The sequence below is a fragment of the Epilithonimonas bovis DSM 19482 genome (genome assembly GCF_900108115.1).
In the GTDB taxonomy this organism is placed as follows: Bacteria; Bacteroidota; Bacteroidia; order Flavobacteriales; family Weeksellaceae; genus Epilithonimonas; species Epilithonimonas bovis.
This window is the reverse complement of the sequence record NZ_FTPU01000021.1, coordinates 28,815-51,013: the sequence shown is the minus strand read 5'-3', so window position 1 is coordinate 51,013 and position 22,199 is coordinate 28,815. Positions and strand designations below refer to the sequence as shown.

Here is a 22,199-nt window from a genome sequence, read left to right as displayed (position 1 = left end):
GAAATTACAGATCGGTTCTTAATTCGCAACTTCTGCGCGCATTTCTTTTCCCCGAAACTTCATGTCGCTTAATCCGCTCATAACTTCATTTTTGAAAGACTTTTCTATTTCGAAAAAGCTAAACTTGTCCAGGATTTCTATATCACCGATATCCGCTCTTTTTTTAGATTTGGATGTCGCTTTGTTAATGATTTCCAGCATGTCCATTTTTTTCAGTTGATCTCTCTTCCCAAGGTTGAAAAAGAACCTCACCATATCTTCATTTTTGCGTCTTGGCTTGCTGCTTCTGTCGCTTCTCTCCCTTCTGTCACCACTGCGCTCGCTACCTCTTTCGCGGTCTCTGCCACGCTCTCTTCTGCTCGGTTTCTCGTCTCTGCTGAATTTTTGTTCAGTAATATCATTCCTGTTCTGATAGTATGTCGCCATCTCTTTCAACTGGAACTGCAATAACTGATGTACCAACTGCTCTTTTGTAAAGTTGGTAAGATCAGGAATCAGGCTTTGGTCAAAATCAAAGACATTCTCGTGTTCAGTAAATAGTTTTTCAAAAACACCGCCTACCTGAGCTTTGATAATTTCTTCACCAGTCGGGATGTTCTTCTCAGTCATCTCAATCTTGGTTTCAGATTTAATCTGTTTCAGTTTTCTGCTTTCTTCCGGTTTGATTAAAGCCATAGAGATACCGTCTTTACCAGCACGACCGGTTCTTCCGCTCCTGTGAACGAACACTTCCGGATCATCCGGTAAAGAGAAGTGGATAACGTGGGTCAAAGAGTCCACATCCAAACCTCTTGCTGCAACGTCTGTTGCAACCAAAATATCGATATTTTTCAGACGGAATTTCTTCATCACAGTATCTCTCTGCGCCTGAGAAAGATCGCCATGTAGTGCATCTGCTGCATATCCGTTCTGCATCAAGAAATCTGCAATCTCCTGCGTCTCCATTCTGGTTCTGCAAAAGATAATTGAATATTGATTCGGGTTTGAATCAATTAATCTCTTAAGAGCATCTTTTTTCTGCCTGTACCCTACTACATAATATTCGTGCTTGATATTTTTCTTAACGGCATTGATTGATCCAACAGAGATCCTGTGTGGATTGGTCAAATAGTTTTTAGAAATACGTTCTACTTCTTTGCTCATTGTTGCAGAGAAAAGAAAAGTCTGCTTAGTTTCCGGCGTTTCGCTAAGAATAGTTTCCAAATCATCTTTGAAACCCATGGAAAGCATCTCATCTGCTTCATCCAAAACTACCCATTGCACGTCAGAAAAATCGAGTGCTTTTCTGCCGATCATGTCTATCACACGCCCCGGAGTTCCCACAATAATCTGTGGCTTGTCCCGCAAGGAGCGGATCTGGTCCATAATGCTGCTGCCACCATAAACTGCAGTAGTTTTGATGTTTTTAAGGTATTTCGTGTAATTTTTGATGTCTTTGGTAATCTGAAGGCAAAGTTCACGAGTAGGGCAAAGCACCAATAATTGGATTTTACGACTGCTGTCGTCTATCATATCCAAAATCGGAAGCGAAAATGCTGCTGTTTTGCCTGTTCCTGTTGCCGCAAGTGCGATAAGATCGCGAGTATCTGTAGAGATAAAAGGAATAGTCTGTTTTTGGATTTCTGTCGGCTCTACGAAGCCGAGGTCGCCAATAGCCTGAAGAACTTCAGGACTTAGATTGGATTCCGTAAATAAATTCATTTAAAGATCGTCTAATTTGTTGCAAAGATACGAATTTTATTTTTGATAATGTAATGCCTTCTTTTTTAAGGATTTGTTATTAATGAATAATTAATATATCCAAGTCACTATACAGTCTTTGTATTGGTCAGATTATAAATAAAAAAAACCTCATCAGAGGTTATGATTTCTGATGAGGTTTTATATTAGGAATCAAAATATTAATTCTGCTTTAGCTCCACAGTATAAGTTTTTGGATCGTATTTTAAAAATGCCCCGGTACCCAAGTCGATACCAAATCCAATAATACCACCGAAAATAAGGTTAACCAAAGTCACAGCATTAAAGTTTTTTTCTAATTTCACCTCCTTAGACTCAAAGCCATCTTTTTTGATTTCTACCGTACGCTTACCCAAAGTTCTCTGAAACTCTGTAGTACAAGGCGTAACACACTTCTCAACACCCTGAAAGATCACCTTCGCTCCTTCTGGTTTTGTATTAAAAGTAATTGAATCTTTGGATCCTGTAAAAATTGTAGCACATGATGTTGTAGAAAGAATGACACTAAGTGCACAAGCAACAGTAAAGATTTTTTTCATAGTTTAGATTTTTAAATTAATTTTTGGCAAATATACTTTAAAAACCTTAACAACAATTACGGTAAACCGTAAAAATTAAATCTTTTTTTTAAAATTTTAACATTCTGCAACGTTTACTGCAACGGCAAGGCCTCCTTCGGACGTTTCCTTGTATTTAGAATTCATGTCCTGAGCTGTTTCCCACATCGATTGGATCACACTGTCCAGAGAAACTTTGGCTTTTGACGGATCGCCGTCCAATGCCAACGACGATGCTGTAATTGCCTTCATGGCACCCATAGAATTCCTTTCGATACAAGGTATCTGCACCAATCCGCCAATGGGATCACAGGTTAAGCCCAGATGATGCTCCATCGCAATCTCGGCTGCCATCAGAACCTGAGCCGGCGTGCCGCCTGAGATCTCCGTGAGTGCCGCCGCTGCCATTGCGGAAGAAACGCCCACTTCTGCCTGGCAACCGCCCATAGCAGCAGAAATTGTCGCATTTTTTTTGAAAATAGTCCCGATCTCACCTGCAACCAAAAGAAAACGGATAATATCATCCTGCGTATTATAATCTGTAAAAGTTTGCGCGTACATCAGCACAGCCGGTATTACACCACTCGCCCCATTGGTCGGCGCTGTGATAATCCTTCCAAATGAAGCATTCTCTTCATTAACTGCCAACGCAAAACAAGACACCCATTTGGTGACAGAATTAAAGGTTTTTTCCTGGCGCTTAACCATATCAAACCATTCATTTTTATTTTTGTAAACCTGTGTGCCGAGTAATCTTTCATTCATCTCCGATGCGCGCCTGGTTACATTGAGGCCGCCCGGCAAAATCCCCTTTTTATTAATGCTTCTGTAAACACAATCTTTGATACTTTCCCAAATTTCCAGTGCTTTATCCTTTGTTTCCTGCTGCGTACGCCAGGACTCCTCGTTCATCAAAACCAAGTCTGATATCTTATCAAGATTCAGTTTTTCACAATAATTGAGAATATCTTTGCCATGATGACAAGGGTATAAAGTCCTTATGCAACGGTCTTGCAGAGAGTTATCTTCGCGGGTTGCCACAAAACCACCTCCTACCGAATAATAATCCTGACTCAGCTCTTCTTCATCTTTAAAAACTACCTTGAAAATCATCCCGTTAGGATGAAAATCCAAAGATTTTTCTTTATTAAGAATCAAGTGGTGACCATAGATAAACGGTAACCAAACTTCGCCACCCAGATGGATCTGTTGTTCAGATTTTATTTTATCAATTTTTTCATCAATCTTATTGGTATTGATGGTTTGGTAGTTTTCGCCACTCAGCCCCAACATGCCGGCAATATCTGTCCCGTGCCCAATGCCTGTTTTTGCCAGAGAGCCAAAAAATTCTACAAACACTTCTTTGACCTCCTGTAAAGGTCGGTGTCTTTTTACAAGATCCAGAAACATTTGTGCAGCATTCCATGGTCCCATTGTGTGGGAAGATGACGGGCCGATGCCAATTTTTATAATATCAAAAACACTGATAGACTCCATTGAACAGAAGAGTAATTATCTGCTGTAAAAGTAATTGATTTTTTAAAAAACCTGCAACTTAATTATTTCTTAAGGATTGGTAGAGAAAATAGACGCATTGGCAATCATCGCTCTCCTGTTCATTTTGAGGATATCGCGTACCCATTCCGCAAAATCTTCCGGCTGCAGGACTTTATCGGGATTACCGTCCGTTAATCCACCATTAATGCTCATATCAGAAGCGATTGTACTTGGCGTCAGTGTAATTACACGGATGTTTTGTTTTCTCCATTCTGCCATCATAGACTGCGAAAGAGAAACCACTGCCGCTTTGGACGCTGCATAAGCCGACATATTTGGGCCACCTTTTAAACCTGCTGTAGAGGCAACATTCACTATATCGCCCTGGCCTTTTTCTTTAAGGAAAGGATAAACCGCTTTTGAAGTAAAATAAACACCAAAAAGATTGGTTTTAATCACCTGCTCCCATGTTTCGGAAGGCATTTCCTCGATACTGCCAAAGTCTCCGATGCCGGCGTTATTAATCAAAATATCAATTCCTCCCAACTCATTGGCCAGAGATTCGATGCCTGCTTTTACTTCCAATTCGTTATCGACGCTGAAAACGGCGTAAGCGACTTTCACACCAATTGCTTTCAGCTCATTCGCGGCTATTTTAAGATAATTTTCGTTTCTTCCGGTGATACCTACATTCACACCTTCATTGGCCAGTGCCAGTGCAACAGCTTTCCCCAATCCTTTTCCTCCACCAGTGATGATGGCATTTTTACCTTTTAAATCCATAACTTTATTATATTGTTAAAATACAAAATTACCTAACACCAGTTTAAAAATAGAATAATACTGCAGAATTAATAAAATTTTAGCATTCACACGGCCAATAAAAAGCCAGCTCCGAAAAGCTGGCCTGTAAAAAATAAAACTTAAAAAATGAAATCTAAAAAACTACGGAATGATAATATTATCCTGTACATCAAACTCTTCTGATGCGGAAAACTGATTACCATACATATCCTCGGCTTTTACCTCAACCTTGTGCTTGCCGAGCGTTAATTTGTTACCAAAACCAGCCACCCAGATGTGTTTTGCATCTTCTGGGTTAGAAGGCCTTCTGCCAGGAAATAGTTTATCTGTCATATCCCACTTATAAACCGATTGTGCAAAACTGGGATCTACGGTTTCTGTATAATCCATATCCTGCCATTTGCCGCCGTCTATCCTGTACTGAAGTTTGTCTTTTTTACTACCCATGAAGAAATTAGCCAAAATTTTCGCGGACGTTTTGGACGGAAAAGGAATCACTTTTGGTACATACAAACTGATCTGATAATCCTCCGGCTTGCCGGCTATTTTGTACTTAACGTTGTACTGATTATCATTGAAACTGATGAAAGAATAACCTTTTGCCGTACCATCTCTCATGGTAGAAGTTGGCAACCCTGTATCGTCGGCAGTGCCAGACCACCAATCGCCGCAGGTTGTACCTACATTATACTCATGAAGGTCTTTTGCACCGTTCCAGCCCTGAGCTTTCCCGTAAAAAATCTGCTGCTGGACGTGCGTATGTGCAGATAATAGCAAAGCGTTAGGAAATGGTGCCAGTGCATCAAACAACTTCTGACGATCGGCATTCCTGAAACTATCCTCATTATGATGCTCCAGAGGAATATGGAAAGAGATGACTATCAACTTATTCTTATCTACCAGCTTGAGATCATTCTGGATAAACTGAATCTGATCTTCGCGAAAACCGCCCCAATAACCTTTACCATCTCTTGGATCCGGATAGAGAATATCATCCAAAACCATAAAATGTACATTACCATAATCAAAAGCGTAATTGGCCGGGCCAAAATTGGACTCAAAAGTCTCGTCGGACAGCTGGTCCTCTTTGGCGTCATAATTCATATCATGGTTGCCCATAACATTATACCATGGCAATCCCATTTCTCGCATTATATCAGCATAAGGCTTTTGCAAACTGAGATCATCCCAAACCAGATCGCCCAAAGAGATCCCAAAAACCGTATTTTTCTTATTCGATTTGGCCTCGTGAACGATGGCTCTTTTAAAATAATCCAGTTCTTTTGCGGTGCGCGGCTGTGGATCTCCGAATACGAGAATATCAAAATTTTTATTTTCGTTCTGTTTATACAAAGCAAAATTTACTTCCTGAGGAAGTGCACCGGTAGGCGCAGTACCTTTATACTTGAAATCAGCCGGCGAACCATTAGGTTTGTACTGATAATAATACTGCGGCAGGTTGTTCTGATTAACGGGAACGCCGTAGCCGGAAGGTTTGATAACAAACACCGTTTGCCCGTCTGTAATTGGTAAACTGTATCGCCCGTTTTTATCTGTTAAGACAACCTGTGCACCGTTGGAAACGGAAACTCCGCTAATTCCCTTTTCCCGGTTTTCTTTTTTCTGGTTTTTATTAAGGTCCTCAAACACATAGCCTGAAACGGAAGTCTGTGCCAATGCCATTGCTGAGATCAGTAATGATGGTAATATCAATTTTATATTCATAGGTAGATATTTATATTTTTTCACCTCGTCTTTGTCAGTTTTTGCCAGCAAAGATATTGATGGTGATTTCATAACAATTTTATTAAAGATTAAGTGTCAGTTATTGATTCCACCAAACTTTTGTATTGACATTATCGCCACCAATAGCCTGAGAAGCCGCAGCGTAATTATCGTAGTTCTGAACCTTGGTAACTGTTGGATAAGGGATTCTCTCCGGCATTTTTCCGTCATTCAGTAATCCACCATTGTTCGGTAAAACAGGGAACCCGGTTCTTCTCTTCTCATACCATTGTTGGTGGTCTACAAAGAACAATCCCACATACTTCTGAAGCATGATGCGCTCCAACGTACCATCATAAGCGACTTTTGGATTGGCAAAGTAATTGGCAGGCACTACAGCGCCCCATTGTTCTATTGTAGCTTTTACACCATTCTCATAGTAAGTTTGTGCGCTGCCCGAAATAATCCCCCTGAAAGCGAGCTCCGAAAGAATGAACTGTAGTTCTGCATAAGGCATGATTAGGATTTTAAGCGGTGCTTTTGCCAAATTCTGATTGAGATTGGACGGCTGATAATCAAAGGTAGTACCGAAAGCATAGCCAGATGGTGCACCTTTGTAGCCAATATCAGTATTGTCTTTCAGTAATTTTGCTTTTGAAAAAAACAAACTGAGACGCGGGTCATTATTGGACTTCAAAGTCTCAACAAAAAATTCTGATGCTGCCCGGCCCGTGGTAAAATCCTGTGGCCTGGCAATAGGAGGCAACAGCGGCGCAACACCAGAGATGTCAAGCGTGGCTCCGTCTGCATTGTTTTGGAAAATCGGGTATGTTACAGGATCGCTTACAATCTGATTGATCCGCTCATAGACATTCACTTCGCCATTCTTTTTCAGGATTCTTGTAAGTAATCTTAATGACAATGAGTTACAGAACTTTTTCCATTTAACCATTCCTGCTGTGCTGGAGTTGGCTTGAAAAAACAGGTCGTTTTCACTCAATGTTTTGGTGGTGTCAAAAAGGCTGTTAGCCTCCTTCAGGTCATTAATCAAAAAGGTATAGATATCCTTCTGTTTATCATATTTTGGTCTTAGGATATTATCCTCCAGCCTTAGCGCTTCCGTCATTGGGACATCGCCATAAGCGTCTGTAAGGTTGGCCATAATCCATGCATTAAGAACTTTGGAAATGGCCAGGTAATTATTATTACCTTCTTTTTTGGCCGCTTCGTTCATTTCCTTTATTTGCTTCAGCCATTTGTAACTGGTGTTCCAAAAGCCGTTTCCGGTACTTTCCGTTAGATAATAGCGGCTAACCGAGTTGCCTTCATCGGTAAATGGTAAGCTTACCTGCATGATATCAAAGGTGAAACCGTCTGCCCGGTTATAACCATAAGAGCCCATCTCATACTGTATAGGAACCAGAAAACTTCCTACAGACGGCGCTTTTATTCTGCTGGTATCGGTGTTAATATCTTCGAAGCTTCTGTCACAAGAGTTGAGGCAGGCAACAGCGATTACAATTAGGCTTGATAAAAATATTTTTTTCATTGGATTGAATTAAAATTTTAAATTAACTTGGAAACCCACCGTTCTGGCTGTTGGCAACTGCCCAATTTCTGCGCCTGGTGTGATGGTAGAATCATTAAGAGCCGCCACTTCGGGGTCAAACATTGGGAACTTGGTCCACATCCACAGGTTTTTACCAAAGACGGCCAAGGTAAGTTCGGTAAGTTTAAGCGGTGCAATGACATCTTTTGAGAAAGAATAAGCAATTCTTGCATCCCTAAGTTTTACAAATGACGTGTCGAATGTGTTGGTCTCCACATTAGCCCTTCTGTAATAATCGCCATAATAAGAAGTCAACGAAACCGCTTTGGTATTGGGGCTGTAAGAACCATCGCTATTAAGCACTACACCCTGCCCGACAATAGTTCCGTTCGGGTTGTCCCTGCCAACAAGCGTATGCTCCAGTTTACCCTGCTCAGACATCTTATGGTGTGTTTGCGAATAAGCCATTCCGCCATACTGGCCATCAAATGAGAAACTTATAGTAAAATTCTTTATTTTGAAATCGTTTTGCAGACCGGCGCGCCATTTTGGAAAGGCATTGCCTACTTTCTCTACCCTGTCTGGCCTTGAAGGCAATCCTGTGTTGGCATCATATACCACATCTCCGTTGGCATTTCTTACCAGTTTGAAACCGTAAAGATCTCCCAACGAGCCACCAACTACAGCATTATAATACAGCACACCTGCCACGGATGATATAGTGTAATAACTTTCGCCTGCAAACTCCGGTGGCAACGAGGTAATTTTATTTCTGTTAAGTGACCAGTTGGCTGAGATATTCCAGCTAAAATTTTTATTCTTCACCGGTATAGCGCTCAGGCTCATCTCAACCCCTCGGTTTCGCACATTCCCTGAATTAATGATTCTGTAGGAATAGCCGGATTCTAACAATGTTGGTATTGTAATAATCTGATTATCGGTATCATTCTGGTAAAGTGTCACATTGTATGTCAATCGGTTTTTCAGCAAAGAAAAATCCATCCCGGCTTCTATATTGGTATTATCTTCCGGTTTTAGATTAGGATTGGGATAGGTTCCGGGTGTCAATGCGGAACCCTGGAAATCACTTGTTGAGTAATATTTGTCCAACATGTAAGGCGAACCTGCAACACCTACTTTGGCCCAAGATGCCCTTAACTTCCAATAATTAAAATTGGAACCTGAGAGTCCAAAAAGATCAGACAATATAAAACTGGTGCTGACGGATGGATAAAAGAAGGATCTGTATTCCACTGGCAAAGTGCTGCTCCAGTCGTTACGGCCTGTTACGTCCAGAAAAATTTTATTATCATAATTGGCACTTACCAACCCATATACCGAATTGGTCTGCTGATCAGAAGGTTTTGGCACCTTTGTTATAAGAGAGATCGCATTGTTCAGGCTATAATCTCCCACTACTTTGAGACCTTCGGCACGGTAGTCATTCATCACGTATTGATTGTAACGGATGCTTCCCCCGGCATTGGCAGAGATATTAAACTTGTTAAAATCTTTCTTAAATGTGATTAACAAATCATTGTTAAATTCATTATTCGTAATATACTGTTCTCTGTAAAACCCTTTGAGATAATTGGCAGAGCTGTATGGCCTTTTGGTGGTCCTTTTCTCGTCCAGCATTTCGATTCCGGAACGTAGCATGACACTAAAGTTCTTATTAAAATCATAAGTTCCTGTCACATTACCGGTAACCATTTTTTTTGCCACACCATTCAGCATTTGGTAAGCGATCATATAAGGATTATCGATATATGAACTGAACGGGTGGATCTGATCAATTCCTTCCTGACCCTGCTTCCAAAGCGGCTTGTACCAGTTAAGATCCACATTGGGGTTTTGGAAAATCATGAAGTAGGAAATCGACTGGTTGTTATAACCTGTTGCCGGCAAATTATCACTTTTTGTATTGGCGTAATTGAATTTGGTTGAAATCCTGAATTTATCCGTCACTTTGTGATCCAAGGAAAATGCAACATTGAAACGGTCAAAACCCGTATTAGGCATCATCCATTTGTTATCAAGATAAGTGAAAGAAGCCCGGAAATTGGTTCTCTCTGTACTGTTTTCAAAAGAAACGTTATTAGAAGAAGTCATTCCGGTTTCCCAGAAGCCCTTGATATTATCCTTATAAGGCCTCCACAATTTTCTCTCAGCACTTTGCCCGCCAGTTGCTGGATCATATTGGTAATAATATTGCCCATCGAATTTTGGTCCAAAAGCACTACTTGTACCGCCGGTGCTTACACCATCCGCTGATGCACCATAAGAATAATAAAACTCTCCTGCAGAATTTTTCGCCAAGGTTCCCTGCCCATATTCGTACTGATAATCCGGCCATTTCAACACCGAATCAAAACTCATAGAAGAATTAAAAGACACGCGCATTTTGGCATTCTTGGTTTTGCCGGATTTTGTCGTAATCATCAACGCGCCGTTTGCTGCCCTCGATCCGTATAATGCTGCAGCAGAAGCACCCTTCAGGACTGTTACAGATTCAATATCATCAGGATTGATACTGTTGGGACCATTACCAAGATCAATGGGTAAATCCCCACCGGTTCCCGCACCGTAAGCCTCTGTCCCCGTACCAGTGGTGGAATTGCTGAGCGGAACGCCATCTACAACAATCAGCGCATAATTACCATCAAGGTTAAATGATTTTTCGCCCCTGAGTGTAATTCTGGAAGAAGCCATCGGACCAGCACCCGCCGTCTGTATTTTTAGTCCGGCAACACGGCCTTCCATCCCCTGAGCCCAGTTATTATTCTGAATATTTTCAAACACATCAGCGTTCACTTTTTCGGCAACATAGCCTAACGACTTGTCCTGTCTTTTGATACCAAGCGCTGTAACCACCACTTCATCGATGTTTTTTACAGTATCTTTTTTAGTATTTTGCTGAGCTGCCATATTGACGCTCACCAGACCTAACAGAGATAATAGAAGTAATTTTTGAGTCTCTTTTCGCATACTTTTATTTTGTTTGCGCAAAAGTATAGTGTCATTATTTTTAACATTTTAATATGGTTTTAACATTTCTTAAAGAATAATTGAATGACATATTAATTTATTTTTAACAGGACTTACAACATATTATATCCCAACCCAATACGATAATTAAGAATTTTTAATGCGAATATGTCAGTGGGTTTGTTATATCTTATTTGTCCATCTTTTAAAACATCGAAATAAAGTTTAATTTATTGACTAATAGATATTTAAATAATCAAAATATTCTCAAAATCAATTGCAATTCATTATGCATAGCGTAATTTTATTAGGTGAGAGAAGTTTTTGGAGATTAAAAGCTCTACATCCGCAAAACTCTCTGATATGAATTCTCCGGGCACCAAAAAAGCCTGACTTAAAAAAAGTCAGGCTTTTTTAGCAAAATTTTTAATTTTTATCTGTCTTTAAAAACATCCGGCGTATTGGTGGTCACAAATCCAATCCCTTGTTTCTTAAGCTCATCAAAAACCTTCACATCATTCACCGTCCAGGCATTGGTAATCAACCCCAAAGATTTGGCTTCTGCCAGCCATGTTGGATTCTTTTTGAAGATGTTATAGTGGTAATCGATCCCGTCCAAGCCTTCTTTTTTAATCTGTTCCGGAGAAAGGTCACCATTTAGATATTGCACTTTGAAACTGGCGTCCACTTTTTTGATCTCCTTACAGATATTAAAACTGAATGAGATAAACTCACACTGAGATTCCAACTTCAGATCTTTGATCGCTATGATGGTTTTTCTTACCAGCTCGTCCTCCAATGCTTTTGTAGCAGCTGGTTTTATCTCGACAATCAGTTTTACCTTTGGGTCTTTTTTGCCTTGTTCCAGATAGCTTTTAAGTGTTGGGAAATTTTCACCATTGGATAATTTTACCTTTTCCAGATCTGCAAAATTGGTATCGGCAATGGTCATCCCGCCGTGGTGCTCATCGTGATTAATCACCAGATAACCATCCTTTGTCATCCTCACATCAAACTCAGAGCCGTAGATTTTGAGCTTTTGTGTATTTTCCAAGGCTTTCAGAGAGTTTTCTGTTGTTTCCGGTTGGGTTTTCCAAAAACCACGGTGGGCAATAATTTGGGTTTGTGCGTTCATCAAAAGACTGGTAACAAGTCCCAGTCCACAGATCATTTTTTTCATAGATAGATATTTATTTTTTTGAGGTCACACGATACTTTCATATTCTTGAACAATTTAAAAATAAGAAGTTTCCGTTATTTTACAATTCTCGCAGATTCTTCTGATTTTCCGAATTCTTAATTATAAATCTGCAAAATCTGTCATTATCCTGTCCGTTATTGCAACTGCGGCAAAGGTAGAGATAGAATATATCCTCTACTTTAATAAGAAATAAACATTTGTTAAATTTAATCTTAATTTTAACAGCAATACTTTTTATTTTTGTCCAAAATAATCTCACCAATGCCCGACAACATTCAGCAAAAGATAGAATCTCTGAGAGAAGAACTTCATCAGCACAATTACAGTTATTATATCCTGGATGAGCCTTCTGTTTCTGATTTTGAGTTTGACACCAAGCTGAAAGAACTTCAGGAGCTGGAAGCTGCACACCCAGAATTTGCAGATCCTAACTCTCCTACTTTGCGTGTTGGCGGTGGTATTACAAAGAATTTCCCAACCGTTCAGCATCAATATAGAATGTATTCTTTGGATAATTCTTATGATTTTGAAGATCTTGAAGACTGGGAAAAACGAATCATCAAAACCATTGATGAACCGGTAGAATTTGTCGCTGAACTTAAGTATGACGGTGCTTCGATTTCTATTCTTTATGAAGATGGGAAGTTGTCTCAGGCGGTGACGCGCGGCGACGGTTTCCAGGGAGATGAGATTACTAATAATGTCCGCACTATTTCTGATATTCCTTTGAAACTGAAAGGCGATTTCCCGGACAGGTTCTTTATCCGAGGCGAAATTTATCTGACAAGAAAAAACTTTGAAAAAATCAATAAAAGCCGTGAGGAAGAAGGTTTGGATTTGTTTATGAATCCTAGAAATACCGCCAGCGGAAGTTTGAAAATGCAAGATTCGGCAGAAGTTAGAAAACGTGGACTTTCGGCAGTTTTGTATCAATATATTTCGGAAGAATTTCCTGCAGATACACATTGGGAAATCTTAGCAAAAGCCAAAAATTGGGGTTTCCGAGTTTCAGAAGACCAAGCAAAGTTATGTAAAACGTTGGATGAAGTAAAAGAATTCATCACGTTTTGGGATACTGCAAGGCACAAATTACCTTTTGAAATTGACGGTATTGTTTTGAAAGTCAACTCATTAAAACAGCAAAGACAGTTGGGTTTCACAGCCAAATCGCCACGTTGGGCTATGGCTTACAAATTCAAGGCAGAGAAAGTAGAAACCCAACTGGTAAGTGTTTCTTATCAGGTGGGCAGAACCGGAGCCATCACACCAGTTGCTAACCTGAAGCCTGTTCTGCTTGCCGGAACAACCGTAAAACGGGCATCCCTTCATAACGAAGATATTATCAAAAAGCTGGATCTGCACGAGCACGATTTTGTATATGTGGAAAAAGGCGGTGAAATTATCCCGAAGATCGTCGGCGTGAATACGGAGAAAAGAACACTTTTGCAAACGCCAATCGAATATATTAAATTTTGTCCGGAATGCGGGACAGAACTGGTAAAGATCGAAGATCAGGCGATCCATTTTTGTCCCAACGAGCTGCACTGCCCGCCACAGGTTGTGGGCAGGATGATCCATTATGTTTCCAGAAAAGCCCTGAATATAGAAAACCTCGGTGGCGAAACGATTGAACAGCTCTACAGGGAAAAATTAATTGAAAATCCTGCCGATTTTTATACGTTGAAAAAAGAACAGCTTCTGCCGCTGGAAAGAATGGCAGAAAAATCTGCGCAGAATATCCTGGACGGTATCGAGAAATCCAAAGAAATTGCATTTGAAAAAGTGCTTTATGGCATCGGGATCAAACACGTTGGTGAAACGGTTGCTAAGAAGCTGGTGAAAAATTTCGCTACGATTGATGAACTCAAAAATGCCACACTGGAAGAGCTTTGCCAAGTAGAAGATATCGGGATGAAAATTGCGGTCAGCATCCTAGAATTTTTCAGCAACTCAGAAAATATCCTGATGATAGAACGCCTGAGATCTTATGGCGTGAAACTGGAAAAGGGCGAAAATACCAATGAAGTTTTGTCCAATGTCCTAGAAGGTAAAACGTTTCTCTTCACGGGAAAACTCTCACTTTTCACCAGAGAACAGGCCGAAGAAATGGTGGAAAAACATAACGGAAAAAATATCTCTGCGGTTTCTAAAAACCTCAACTATCTGGTGGTTGGCGAAAAAGCCGGAAGCAAGCTGAAAAAAGCGCAGGACATCGGGACGATTACCATTCTGGACGAGCAACAGTTTCTGGATCTGATCGGCTAAAACTTAAAAACATCAAACTAAAAAAGACACAAAAAGAAACACTTAAGTTTTTAAAATTAATTTTAAAACTATAGAAAGGACATTAAGTTTTTAAATTTTAGAATTTATTTTAATTGTAAAACTTTTGGGACTTTTGTGGTTAATGCTCTAAATTTCTTTGATGACTTTACAAGGATTTCCCACGGCTAAAACATTAGCAGGGATATCTTTTACCACCACACTTCCAGCGCCGATGACTGCATTATCGCCAATGGTAACGCCCGGCAGAATACTGCAACCTGCGCCAATCCATACGTTGTCTCCCACGGTAATAGGAAGCGTATATTCCAAACCTTTGTTTCTGGTTTCTGTATCAAGAGGATGATTAACGGTATAGAATCCACAGTTTGGTGCGATGAAAACATTATCTCCGAAAGTTACTTTCGCGCAGTCCAGAATCACAACGTTGACGTTGGCATAAAAATTTTCTCCAATTTCGATATTATAACCGTAATCGCAGTAGAATGGCTGCTCGATAAGGAACATTTTCTCTGTTTTACCGAAAAGTGTTTTGATAATGCCTTTTCTCTCTTTCATTTTGGACGGCAAAATCTGATTGTAACGGAAACACAAATCTTTGCTCCTCTGCCTCTCTTCTACCAAAGCAGCATCGCCTGCATCGTATAATTCGCCGGAGATCATTTTCTCTTTTTCAGTGAGGTTATTCATCATCTATTTGTAATAATAATTTTTTAGAGATCATAAGACATTTTCAGGTCAACACCTATACTTCATTAAAAAGGATTCTGATTATTTTCAATTCTCGCAGATTATTCCGATGGCGCAGATGCTCAAATTTAAATCTGTAAAATGTGACTCATTAGCGGGAATATTGTGAATATTATACTTCTATTTTTCGGTATGTCATTAATGTTCATCTCTATAATTTTTATAGGCATGTAATACAAAAACCCAGAACTGCTACAATCCTGAGTTTTCTATCAATTGATTTATTAAAAAGTTACTCTGCAGGATCCAGCACAACGACAGCCTCCGAAGTATAAAACTGGAAGGTAAAACTCTCCTGAAGATAGAGCTTCACCGAAGTATCAGTATGGCTTAGATAACCGATGGAAATGTCCTGGCCAAGAGTGAGCTTAAAATCACCACCACGGGTAGAGATTACAAAACCACCTTTGATTGCCGGTGCCCAGATAATTTCGCCATCAATCAGTTCCTGCAGGTGGTGCAGCATTGGATAACCTTCATCGCTCCCGCCACTGGCCACCGTATAAGCATCAGCTCCCAGAACCAAAACATAAGGCCCGTTGACTCCGGCAAACCTCAGTTCACTTAATGCACGGGCAATTGTGTCGGGATAATTTTTGATGCTTGCCGGCAGTTTGAGCGCACGATTGCTGCTGCCTTCACGAATCCCCTGAATGCCTGCCGCGGCATAACCTTCAAAAATGGCGCGGTCCTCTGCAAAAGCTATTTTCTCTGCAGCGTCTTTTAACGGCTGCCAGTCTGAGTCTGCGGAACCGCGTTCGACATCATCAATCGCCTCTCGTGTCAGTTCAAAAGGAACCCGGAACTCAACCACTGGGTTTACTTTGCGCACAGCCGCCTGTACCCCTTCGCCCGGTGACTCAACTGGCTGAATATGCCCAGTGCCAACGGCAGAAAGATCAAAACCATTAGGGCCGTCAACATCTACCACTTTTCTTGCGGCAAGATATCTTTTGAGTGTGCGTACCGCTTCTTCTTCGATTTGCGCCCACGCTCCTTCGGAAATGGGAGCCAACTTACGGTGTAAATTATTCATATCGTTTAGTTTTTTATATAATGTGTAAAATTTGATCAATATAAAGGCATCGTTACTCTGATGTTTCTATCGTTTTAACTTTGCCAAAGCTTACTTATTTTAAAGAGCCAATTCCCAAAGAGCCGTCATTTTTTGGCAGTACGGTATCCACGGCTTCCGGATGATTTTCAGTTGATGTCGTTTCTTCATCTCCAGAGGAAAAATCATCTAGCATATCCATCGTCGGAACAAAAAACAGGCTGCCGGTTTTTGCGGTGCTAAAATCCAGCAAACGGTCATAATTGCCTGGAGGATTGCCAATAAACATATTGTTAAGCATCAATTTCACCGTGTTGAAAGTACTTGCATAAGCAATGAAGTACGTTCCCATCTCGTTGGTTGACATATTACCAAACGGAAGGTTATCGCGGATAATTTTGAAATCATCACCCACATTGGCCAACGCTGAATGTGAATTTTGGGGTTTGATGTTATCCGTCATCTCTACATCGCTGTCTTTGTAGCGGCCAAAAACTTTTTCCTGTTCTTCTACCGGAAGTGCCTTAAAGGCCGCCAAATCATGAATATACTTTTGGACAAAAAGATAACTGCCACCTTTGTAAACCTCATCATCATCACCAATTAATCCAAAATATTCGCGCAAATTGCTTTCAGGATTTTCGGTTCCGTCTACAAAACCGAGAATGGAACGGCCATCCCAATACCTAAACCCATGCACCTCTTCCACGCAATCGGCCACCGGAGAAAGTACTTTGGCAATATCTGCCGCCATATCATAACAGATGCTTGAATTGGATCCTTTCAGGTGAAAATGCAAATCGCCTTTGGTAGAAACGGCAGTATAACGGCTTCCAACAATGGGTTCAAATTCCTCCAGCTCTTTCGGTAATGGTTTGGGCAAATCCAGCAAATGCCATGCATTGTAACCAATTCCCATGACACAACTGGCGTTATCATCCGGAAAACGGACATAAGCAGAATGGTTAAGGTTGATTACCAAAGCACAAATGCGCTGAAAAGCTTCTTTGATTGATGCACCTTCCTTAAAATTCCAAACCGTAAAAATGGTGTTTGTTCCGTGATTGCCGAGTACATCCTGTGGTCCCTGTCTCATGTGTATGTTTTGATTCGGTTATTAACAGTGGCTAATTTAGGAAAAAATCAATGAATATTGCCTATTTATAATTTTAAAATAAAAAACTCAGGGCCACTGACGATCCTGAGTTTTTTAACAAACAACTTTAAAATATATTAATGCGCCGAACTAAGGTCTATTTTTTCACCTTTGTTTTTTCGTTCTCTTACAAATAATACAAACGGAATGCATATTAAAAACATAAGTCCCAAATAAAGGAAAACGTCCATATAAGAAAGCACCGTAGCCTGCTTGGTTACAGAATAATCCAGCATTTGGTAAGCCGCCTGCAAGGCTTTATCCGGTGACATGCCTTTGGCTATAAAGCTCCCTTTGAGCGCGGCCACTCTCTGCTGAACATCAAAATCGTTAACGTCAAGATGCGAAACAAGATTGCTCCTGTAAAGTTCACTTTTGTTAGCAATAAAAGTGGTAATTGCAGCAATACCAAATGACCCACCCAACTGACGCATCATACCCGTAAAAGCAGCACCCTGACCAATTTCCGGCCCTTTCAGTGTACTGAGCGATAACGATGTGATCGGAATAAACAATAATCCTAATCCCATACCTCTCACAATAAGCATCCAGAAGAATGCATCTTTTCCTGTATCCGGTGTCAGGATCTTATAACCCCAGAAACTGTAAACAAAGAATATAAACAAGCCTAATGCGACCAACACCTGCTGCTTAGCGCCTTTGGTAAGTAATTTCCCAATAATCGGCATCATAAATGCAGTCGTCAGCGCAGCCGGGATCATCAGTGCTCCTGACTGTAAAGCGGTCCAACCTAAAATACTCTGTGTATAAAGAGGAACGATAAATGTTGAACCATACAAACCAAAGCCTAAAATAAAGGACATTACCGTACCAATTCTCAGGTTACCGTTTTTGAGCACCCGAAGTTCTACAATCGGATATTTGAAGGTTAATTCTCTCCAAATGAACAATATAAATCCTACTACCGCAGTAATAGTCAGTACAATAATAGCCTTACTGTCAAACCAGTCGTCCTCGTGGCCTCTTTCCAAAATATATTGTAATGAGCCAACAAATGCGGCGAGTAATGCAATCCCAAGCCAATCCACATCGGAAGCTGATCTTTTCTCAGAATACCTCGGGCTTTTCACAAACTGTAAAGTCAGCAGCGTTGCAATAATCCCCAACGGAATATTGATATAAAAGATATATGGCCAGCTGTAATTATCTACAATATAACCTCCCAGTGGCGGCCCAAGAGTTGGTCCGATAATAACTCCCAATCCGTAGATGGCCTGCGCCATGCTCCGCTTCTCGATTGGGTAGGATTCTGTAATGATGGTTTGCGAAGTCACCAGAAGTGCTCCACCGCCAATACCCTGGCACAACCGGAAAAACACAAGTTCCCAAATGTTGGTTGCATTACCGCAGAGAAACGAGAATACTGTGAATATGATGATGGATGCCGCAAAATAATTTCTACGCCCAAACTGCTGAGACAGCCAGCTGGTCATTGGAACGATAATCACGTTACCAATGGCATATGCCGTAATAACCCAACCCACTTCTGACAGTGTGGCTCCCAGGTTACCCTTCATCTCATTAAGTGCCACATTCACGATTGTGGAATCCACAATCTCCAAAAGTGCACACATAATCGCCGTAATGGTAATGATGGTTCTGCGAAATCCGTATTCTACTAATGAATCGTCTTGCATAATTTTTGAGTTGGAAGATGGAAAATGGAAGACTGAAGTTTAAAACTCCATGCTTCCTTCTTCCAGCTTCTTTATTTTATTTTAATGAAACCACAGTTTTAACATTCATCCCAACACGCAGTTTTTTCATTATATCCGGGTTAAGGTTATCGAAAGTGATTTTAACAGGAAGTCTCTGAACTACTTTTACAAAGTTTCCACTTGCGTTATCCGGAGGCAGCAATGCAAATGCAGAACCTGTTGCGGGAGAAAAAGAGCTGATGGTCCCTTGGAATTTCTGATCCGGATAAGCATCAATCTCGATTTCTACTTTTTGGCCTTCTACCATTTTCTCAACCTGAGTTTCTTTATAATTGGCAATAACCCATTTTTGATTACTTAACACAATACTGAACAATTGTGAACCAGCTTGAATAAACTGACCTACCTGCACAGGGATTTTTGAGACATAGCCATTTTCTTTAGCCGTGATGACGGTGTAAGAAAGATTAAGCTTTGCATTTTCCACATCTACCTGTCTTTGTTTTAGTTGCGCATTGGCAACGCCAATCTGTTGAGACGTCGCGTTGGATTGCGATGTTACCACGCCAGTCTGTACATTGGCCTGATTTTTCTGATCCACCAAAACCTGCAGTTGTTTCTCAGCAGTCTGATAAGCCGCCAAAGCCTGCTCATATTGTTGTTGTGTGATAGAATGGTCTTTTACCAGTTCCGAATATCTTTTCACGTCCTGTTGCGTTCTCCATACATTCACTTTAGCTGCTTCTATCTGTGCATTAGCAGTCTGAACAGCTGCCCTGGAATTATTAATACCAGATGCTGCCGCCGCAGAACCAGCCTGAGCGGAAGCAATATTACTCTGGGCTGTTCCCAAAGCTGCTTCTGCGGAAGAAACCGCCATTTTTTGATCTCTGTTATCCAGAACAATCAGTGTATCTCCTTTTTTAACATACTGATTGTCCTTTACTTTTACCTCTGCCACATAACCAGATATTTTTGAAATTACCGGGCTGATATCCGCTGCAATCTGCGCATCATCGGTCTCCTCATGTGCCTGACCGTATTGATATTCTCTAACTCCGAAAAATATAGCAGCTATAGCTATTATTGCCAGTATGATATAGAAAATAGGACCTTTTTTCTTTTTTGCAGGAACCTCTCCCTGTTCAAATTTTATATTGTCTTGTGCCATTTTATTGATTTAAGTTTTTTATTCTAAGTTTAAAGTCATTTTATCAGTTGTTATTAATGATCCCTGTAGTCTGTAATAATTTTTTGTGGGCTAATGCCGCATCAGCTTTGGATATTACCACATTCACGTTGGCTGTAATTCTCGCCGTATCAGCATCCAGAAGGTTGGTAATTGTTTCCAGGCCTGCATTATATTTATTAAGTGTGATTCTGTAATTTTCCTCCGCCTGCTCCAATGCTCTCTGATAAACATCTATTTTTTTGTGGGCGTAGAGATCGTTTTGATAATCCCTTTTTACTTCCAGTGTTACATTATCATTCAGCAAATCATTGTTGGCCGCCAGTTCCTGTTCTCTTGCTTTGGACTGCATCAGGCTGGAGTTCTTTTTCCAGATATTAGACAGATTGTAAGAAAGTCCTACCCCAAAATTAACAGCATTGGTAATCGTTAAAAGCTTCGGGATATCTGCTGCAACATATCCGCCAGTGAGGGCTAACGAAGGAAGGTTTTCTGCTTTGGCAGATTTTGTCCCCAGTGCCGCCGCTTTTCTCTGCAAGTCAAGCGCCTGAAGATCTTTTCTGTTTTCTCTGGCGAGATTAAGATAATAATCATCCGGCTTGCCAAGGTCATCAGCACCAATATAATTAGAATCAACCTCAATTTCTGTATTATCAGGAAGGCCCAACAGAAGATCCATATTAATATTGGCAATGCTGTAGTTGTTCTGTGCTTCCATCAGCTGTAGCTCGATATTAGAGGTCTGTAGCTGCGCTTTTAAACGGTCATTTCGGGCAATCACGCCATTGTTCTCCAACTTAATAAACGACTGATCTCTTTTCTGGGACGATGCCAGATTCTCCTGAAGAAGTTGGACAACCTGTGACGCTTTGAAAAGATTATTATAAGCTTGCGAAATATTATACGCAATAGCATTTTTGTCATTTTCCGAAGTTAACTTAGATGCCTCCACCAGGTATTGCGCAGACTGGATGCCATATTTTATCCTGCCTCCGGAGTAGATTGGCACCGATAAATTAGCGGAGCCGTATAAAACCTGGCTTACCTCCGGGCCACCGCCGGCAACACCGGGGATCTTGATATCCACATTAGGCTTAAGCGGAAGATACATATAAGTCCCGGAAACTTTGAACTCCGGCAACTGCCTGTTTTTAGCTTCCAAAAGATTAGCTGTAGATTCCTCAATTTTAGCCTGATCTATCTTCAGGTTCTTGCTGTTTTCTATTCCTAGTTTTACAGCTTCCTGAAGGCTTAACATTCTCTTTTCCTGTGCGGAAACTGAGCAAAATGCCAATATTAGAAATGCTGTTGTTAAAATTTTATTCACTGTTTTATGATTGTTTATTTTTATTGATGGTCAATTATTGTGCTTTGTATCCAATCATATCCCTCAGGACGCTTTTGACATGGGCACCAGCTTCCTTAAAGTATTGATCCTCAAAATGTTTCTCATCAAAATCCGGATTATTCTTTTTAAGATATTCTTTATAGATCTTCATCCCGTGCATGGCGTTGAAGATTGTGCCGGAGATGGTACACTGTAAAAGATGGTAGGATGGCCTTTTTGTAAAAACCCCTTTTTGCAGACCAATTTCTATAATCTGTTGATTGATTTCTATATAGTTGATTTTTGAAGCCTTTAGAAAATTCTGGATATTTTTGTTTTGGCTGATTACCTGCTGGGTATGGACTAAGAGAAAAAAGTCTCTCAACCGCTGTACCCTGCTGACAAAATTATCCACAAACATGTCTATTTTCTGGATTTCGCTAAGCTCATCATTACCCAAAATATTTTTGGCAAAGTTAAGCCCTTCTTCCATCCGCCACTTAAAAAGCTCTTCCAGGAGATTTTCTTTGGAACCAAAATAATAAGAAATCATCGATACATTCACTTTGGCCTTGGCTGCAATATCTCTTACCGAAGTACCATTATAACCATTAGCTGCGAAAAGTTTCTCTGCAACCATAATAATATGTTCTTCTTTAGTTGGCATATTTTATTTTTTTAGCGCAGCAAAGTTAAATCA

General features: G+C 40.5%; 16 protein-coding genes. 1 reads left to right on the top strand and 15 read right to left on the bottom strand.

The features are described from left to right. Window positions 1–18: 18 nt before the first annotated feature. The 8 genes from B0B05_RS10085 to B0B05_RS10050 form a co-directional block, all read right to left on the bottom strand. The gene (locus tag B0B05_RS10085) at window positions 19–1,701 is read right to left on the bottom strand and encodes a DEAD/DEAH box helicase (protein ID WP_076783525.1); all 1,683 of its coding nucleotides are present in this window, start codon (window positions 1,699–1,701) and stop codon (window positions 19–21) included. A 200-nt stretch (window positions 1,702–1,901) separates the two neighbouring features. Beyond that, window positions 1,902–2,279, bottom strand: a complete 378-nt coding sequence (locus B0B05_RS10080) for a PEGA domain-containing protein (RefSeq protein WP_076783524.1) — start codon at window positions 2,277–2,279, stop codon at window positions 1,902–1,904. A 96-nt stretch (window positions 2,280–2,375) separates the two neighbouring features. After that, window positions 2,376–3,794 carry an L-serine ammonia-lyase gene (locus B0B05_RS10075; protein ID WP_076783523.1) on the bottom strand — a complete coding sequence of 473 codons (1,419 nt, stop codon included), beginning with the start codon at window positions 3,792–3,794 and terminating at the stop codon, window positions 2,376–2,378. Window positions 3,795–3,863: 69 nt separating this feature from the next. Further along, a complete protein-coding gene (locus B0B05_RS10070; protein WP_076783522.1) occupies window positions 3,864–4,577 on the bottom strand; it encodes a 3-ketoacyl-ACP reductase in 714 nt (237 codons plus the stop codon). A gap of 162 nt (window positions 4,578–4,739) precedes the next feature. Beyond that, the gene (locus B0B05_RS10065) at window positions 4,740–6,323 is read right to left on the bottom strand and encodes a calcineurin-like phosphoesterase C-terminal domain-containing protein (RefSeq protein WP_076783533.1); all 1,584 of its coding nucleotides are present in this window, start codon (window positions 6,321–6,323) and stop codon (window positions 4,740–4,742) included. Window positions 6,324–6,423: 100 nt separating this feature from the next. Next, entirely contained in the window at window positions 6,424–7,872 is a 1,449-nt protein-coding gene (locus tag B0B05_RS10060) for a SusD/RagB family nutrient-binding outer membrane lipoprotein (RefSeq protein ID WP_076783521.1), read from the bottom strand. Window positions 7,873–7,881: 9 nt separating this feature from the next. Beyond that, the gene (locus B0B05_RS10055) at window positions 7,882–10,860 is read right to left on the bottom strand and encodes a SusC/RagA family TonB-linked outer membrane protein (RefSeq protein ID WP_076783520.1); all 2,979 of its coding nucleotides are present in this window, start codon (window positions 10,858–10,860) and stop codon (window positions 7,882–7,884) included. 433 nt (window positions 10,861–11,293) lie between these two features. After that, window positions 11,294–12,040 (bottom strand): glycerophosphodiester phosphodiesterase family protein, encoded by a 747-nt coding sequence (locus tag B0B05_RS10050; RefSeq protein ID WP_076783519.1) that lies wholly within the window; start codon window positions 12,038–12,040, stop codon window positions 11,294–11,296. Window positions 12,041–12,322: 282 nt separating this feature from the next. Here B0B05_RS10050 and ligA point away from each other — a divergent pair, with 282 nt between their 5' ends. Continuing rightward, entirely contained in the window at window positions 12,323–14,326 is a 2,004-nt protein-coding gene (gene ligA, locus B0B05_RS10040; protein ID WP_076783517.1) for an NAD-dependent DNA ligase LigA, read from the top strand. 147 nt (window positions 14,327–14,473) lie between these two features. Here ligA and B0B05_RS10035 read toward each other — a convergent pair whose 3' ends face one another. From B0B05_RS10035 to B0B05_RS10005, 7 genes are all read right to left on the bottom strand, one after another. Beyond that, complete coding sequence (locus tag B0B05_RS10035) at window positions 14,474–15,037, bottom strand: sugar O-acetyltransferase (RefSeq protein WP_143745995.1); 564 nt, start codon at window positions 15,035–15,037, stop codon at window positions 14,474–14,476. A gap of 289 nt (window positions 15,038–15,326) precedes the next feature. Then, window positions 15,327–16,130, bottom strand: a complete 804-nt coding sequence (locus B0B05_RS10030) for a family 1 encapsulin nanocompartment shell protein (RefSeq protein WP_076783515.1) — start codon at window positions 16,128–16,130, stop codon at window positions 15,327–15,329. Window positions 16,131–16,224: 94 nt separating this feature from the next. Then, window positions 16,225–17,244 carry a Dyp-type peroxidase gene (locus B0B05_RS10025; protein ID WP_084173929.1) on the bottom strand — a complete coding sequence of 340 codons (1,020 nt, stop codon included), beginning with the start codon at window positions 17,242–17,244 and terminating at the stop codon, window positions 16,225–16,227. Between the two features lie 137 nt (window positions 17,245–17,381). Next, window positions 17,382–18,962, bottom strand: a complete 1,581-nt coding sequence (locus B0B05_RS10020) for a DHA2 family efflux MFS transporter permease subunit (RefSeq protein WP_076783514.1) — start codon at window positions 18,960–18,962, stop codon at window positions 17,382–17,384. A gap of 76 nt (window positions 18,963–19,038) precedes the next feature. Next, the gene (locus B0B05_RS10015; RefSeq protein ID WP_076783513.1) at window positions 19,039–20,154 is read right to left on the bottom strand and encodes an HlyD family secretion protein; all 1,116 of its coding nucleotides are present in this window, start codon (window positions 20,152–20,154) and stop codon (window positions 19,039–19,041) included. Between the two features lie 43 nt (window positions 20,155–20,197). Next, entirely contained in the window at window positions 20,198–21,499 is a 1,302-nt protein-coding gene (locus B0B05_RS10010; RefSeq protein WP_076783512.1) for a TolC family protein, read from the bottom strand. 34 nt (window positions 21,500–21,533) lie between these two features. Continuing rightward, a complete protein-coding gene (locus B0B05_RS10005; RefSeq protein WP_076783511.1) occupies window positions 21,534–22,166 on the bottom strand; it encodes a TetR/AcrR family transcriptional regulator in 633 nt (210 codons plus the stop codon). Window positions 22,167–22,199: the final 33 nt, after the last annotated feature.

Excerpts from the sequence above, each read along its gene's own strand:
- B0B05_RS10030 (WP_076783515.1), bottom strand. The coding sequence starts at position 16,130 with ATGAATAATTTACACCGTAAGTTGGCTCCCATTTCCGAAGGAGCGTGG.
- B0B05_RS10075 (WP_076783523.1), bottom strand. The coding sequence starts at position 3,794 with ATGGAGTCTATCAGTGTTTTTGATATTATAAAAATTGGCATCGGCCCG.
- B0B05_RS10065 (WP_076783533.1), bottom strand. The coding sequence starts at position 6,323 with ATGAATATAAAATTGATATTACCATCATTACTGATCTCAGCAATGGCA.
- B0B05_RS10035 (WP_143745995.1), bottom strand. The coding sequence starts at position 15,037 with ATGATGAATAACCTCACTGAAAAAGAGAAAATGATCTCCGGCGAATTA.
- B0B05_RS10060 (WP_076783521.1), bottom strand. The coding sequence starts at position 7,872 with ATGAAAAAAATATTTTTATCAAGCCTAATTGTAATCGCTGTTGCCTGC.
- B0B05_RS10080 (WP_076783524.1), bottom strand. The coding sequence starts at position 2,279 with ATGAAAAAAATCTTTACTGTTGCTTGTGCACTTAGTGTCATTCTTTCT.
- B0B05_RS10015 (WP_076783513.1), bottom strand. The coding sequence starts at position 20,154 with ATGGCACAAGACAATATAAAATTTGAACAGGGAGAGGTTCCTGCAAAA.
- ligA (WP_076783517.1), top strand. The coding sequence starts at position 12,323 with ATGCCCGACAACATTCAGCAAAAGATAGAATCTCTGAGAGAAGAACTT.
- B0B05_RS10070 (WP_076783522.1), bottom strand. The coding sequence starts at position 4,577 with ATGGATTTAAAAGGTAAAAATGCCATCATCACTGGTGGAGGAAAAGGA.
- B0B05_RS10085 (WP_076783525.1), bottom strand. The coding sequence starts at position 1,701 with ATGAATTTATTTACGGAATCCAATCTAAGTCCTGAAGTTCTTCAGGCT.
- B0B05_RS10050 (WP_076783519.1), bottom strand. The coding sequence starts at position 12,040 with ATGAAAAAAATGATCTGTGGACTGGGACTTGTTACCAGTCTTTTGATG.
- B0B05_RS10025 (WP_084173929.1), bottom strand. The coding sequence starts at position 17,244 with ATGAGACAGGGACCACAGGATGTACTCGGCAATCACGGAACAAACACC.
- B0B05_RS10020 (WP_076783514.1), bottom strand. The coding sequence starts at position 18,962 with ATGCAAGACGATTCATTAGTAGAATACGGATTTCGCAGAACCATCATT.
- B0B05_RS10055 (WP_076783520.1), bottom strand. The coding sequence starts at position 10,860 with ATGCGAAAAGAGACTCAAAAATTACTTCTATTATCTCTGTTAGGTCTG.
- B0B05_RS10005 (WP_076783511.1), bottom strand. The coding sequence starts at position 22,166 with ATGCCAACTAAAGAAGAACATATTATTATGGTTGCAGAGAAACTTTTC.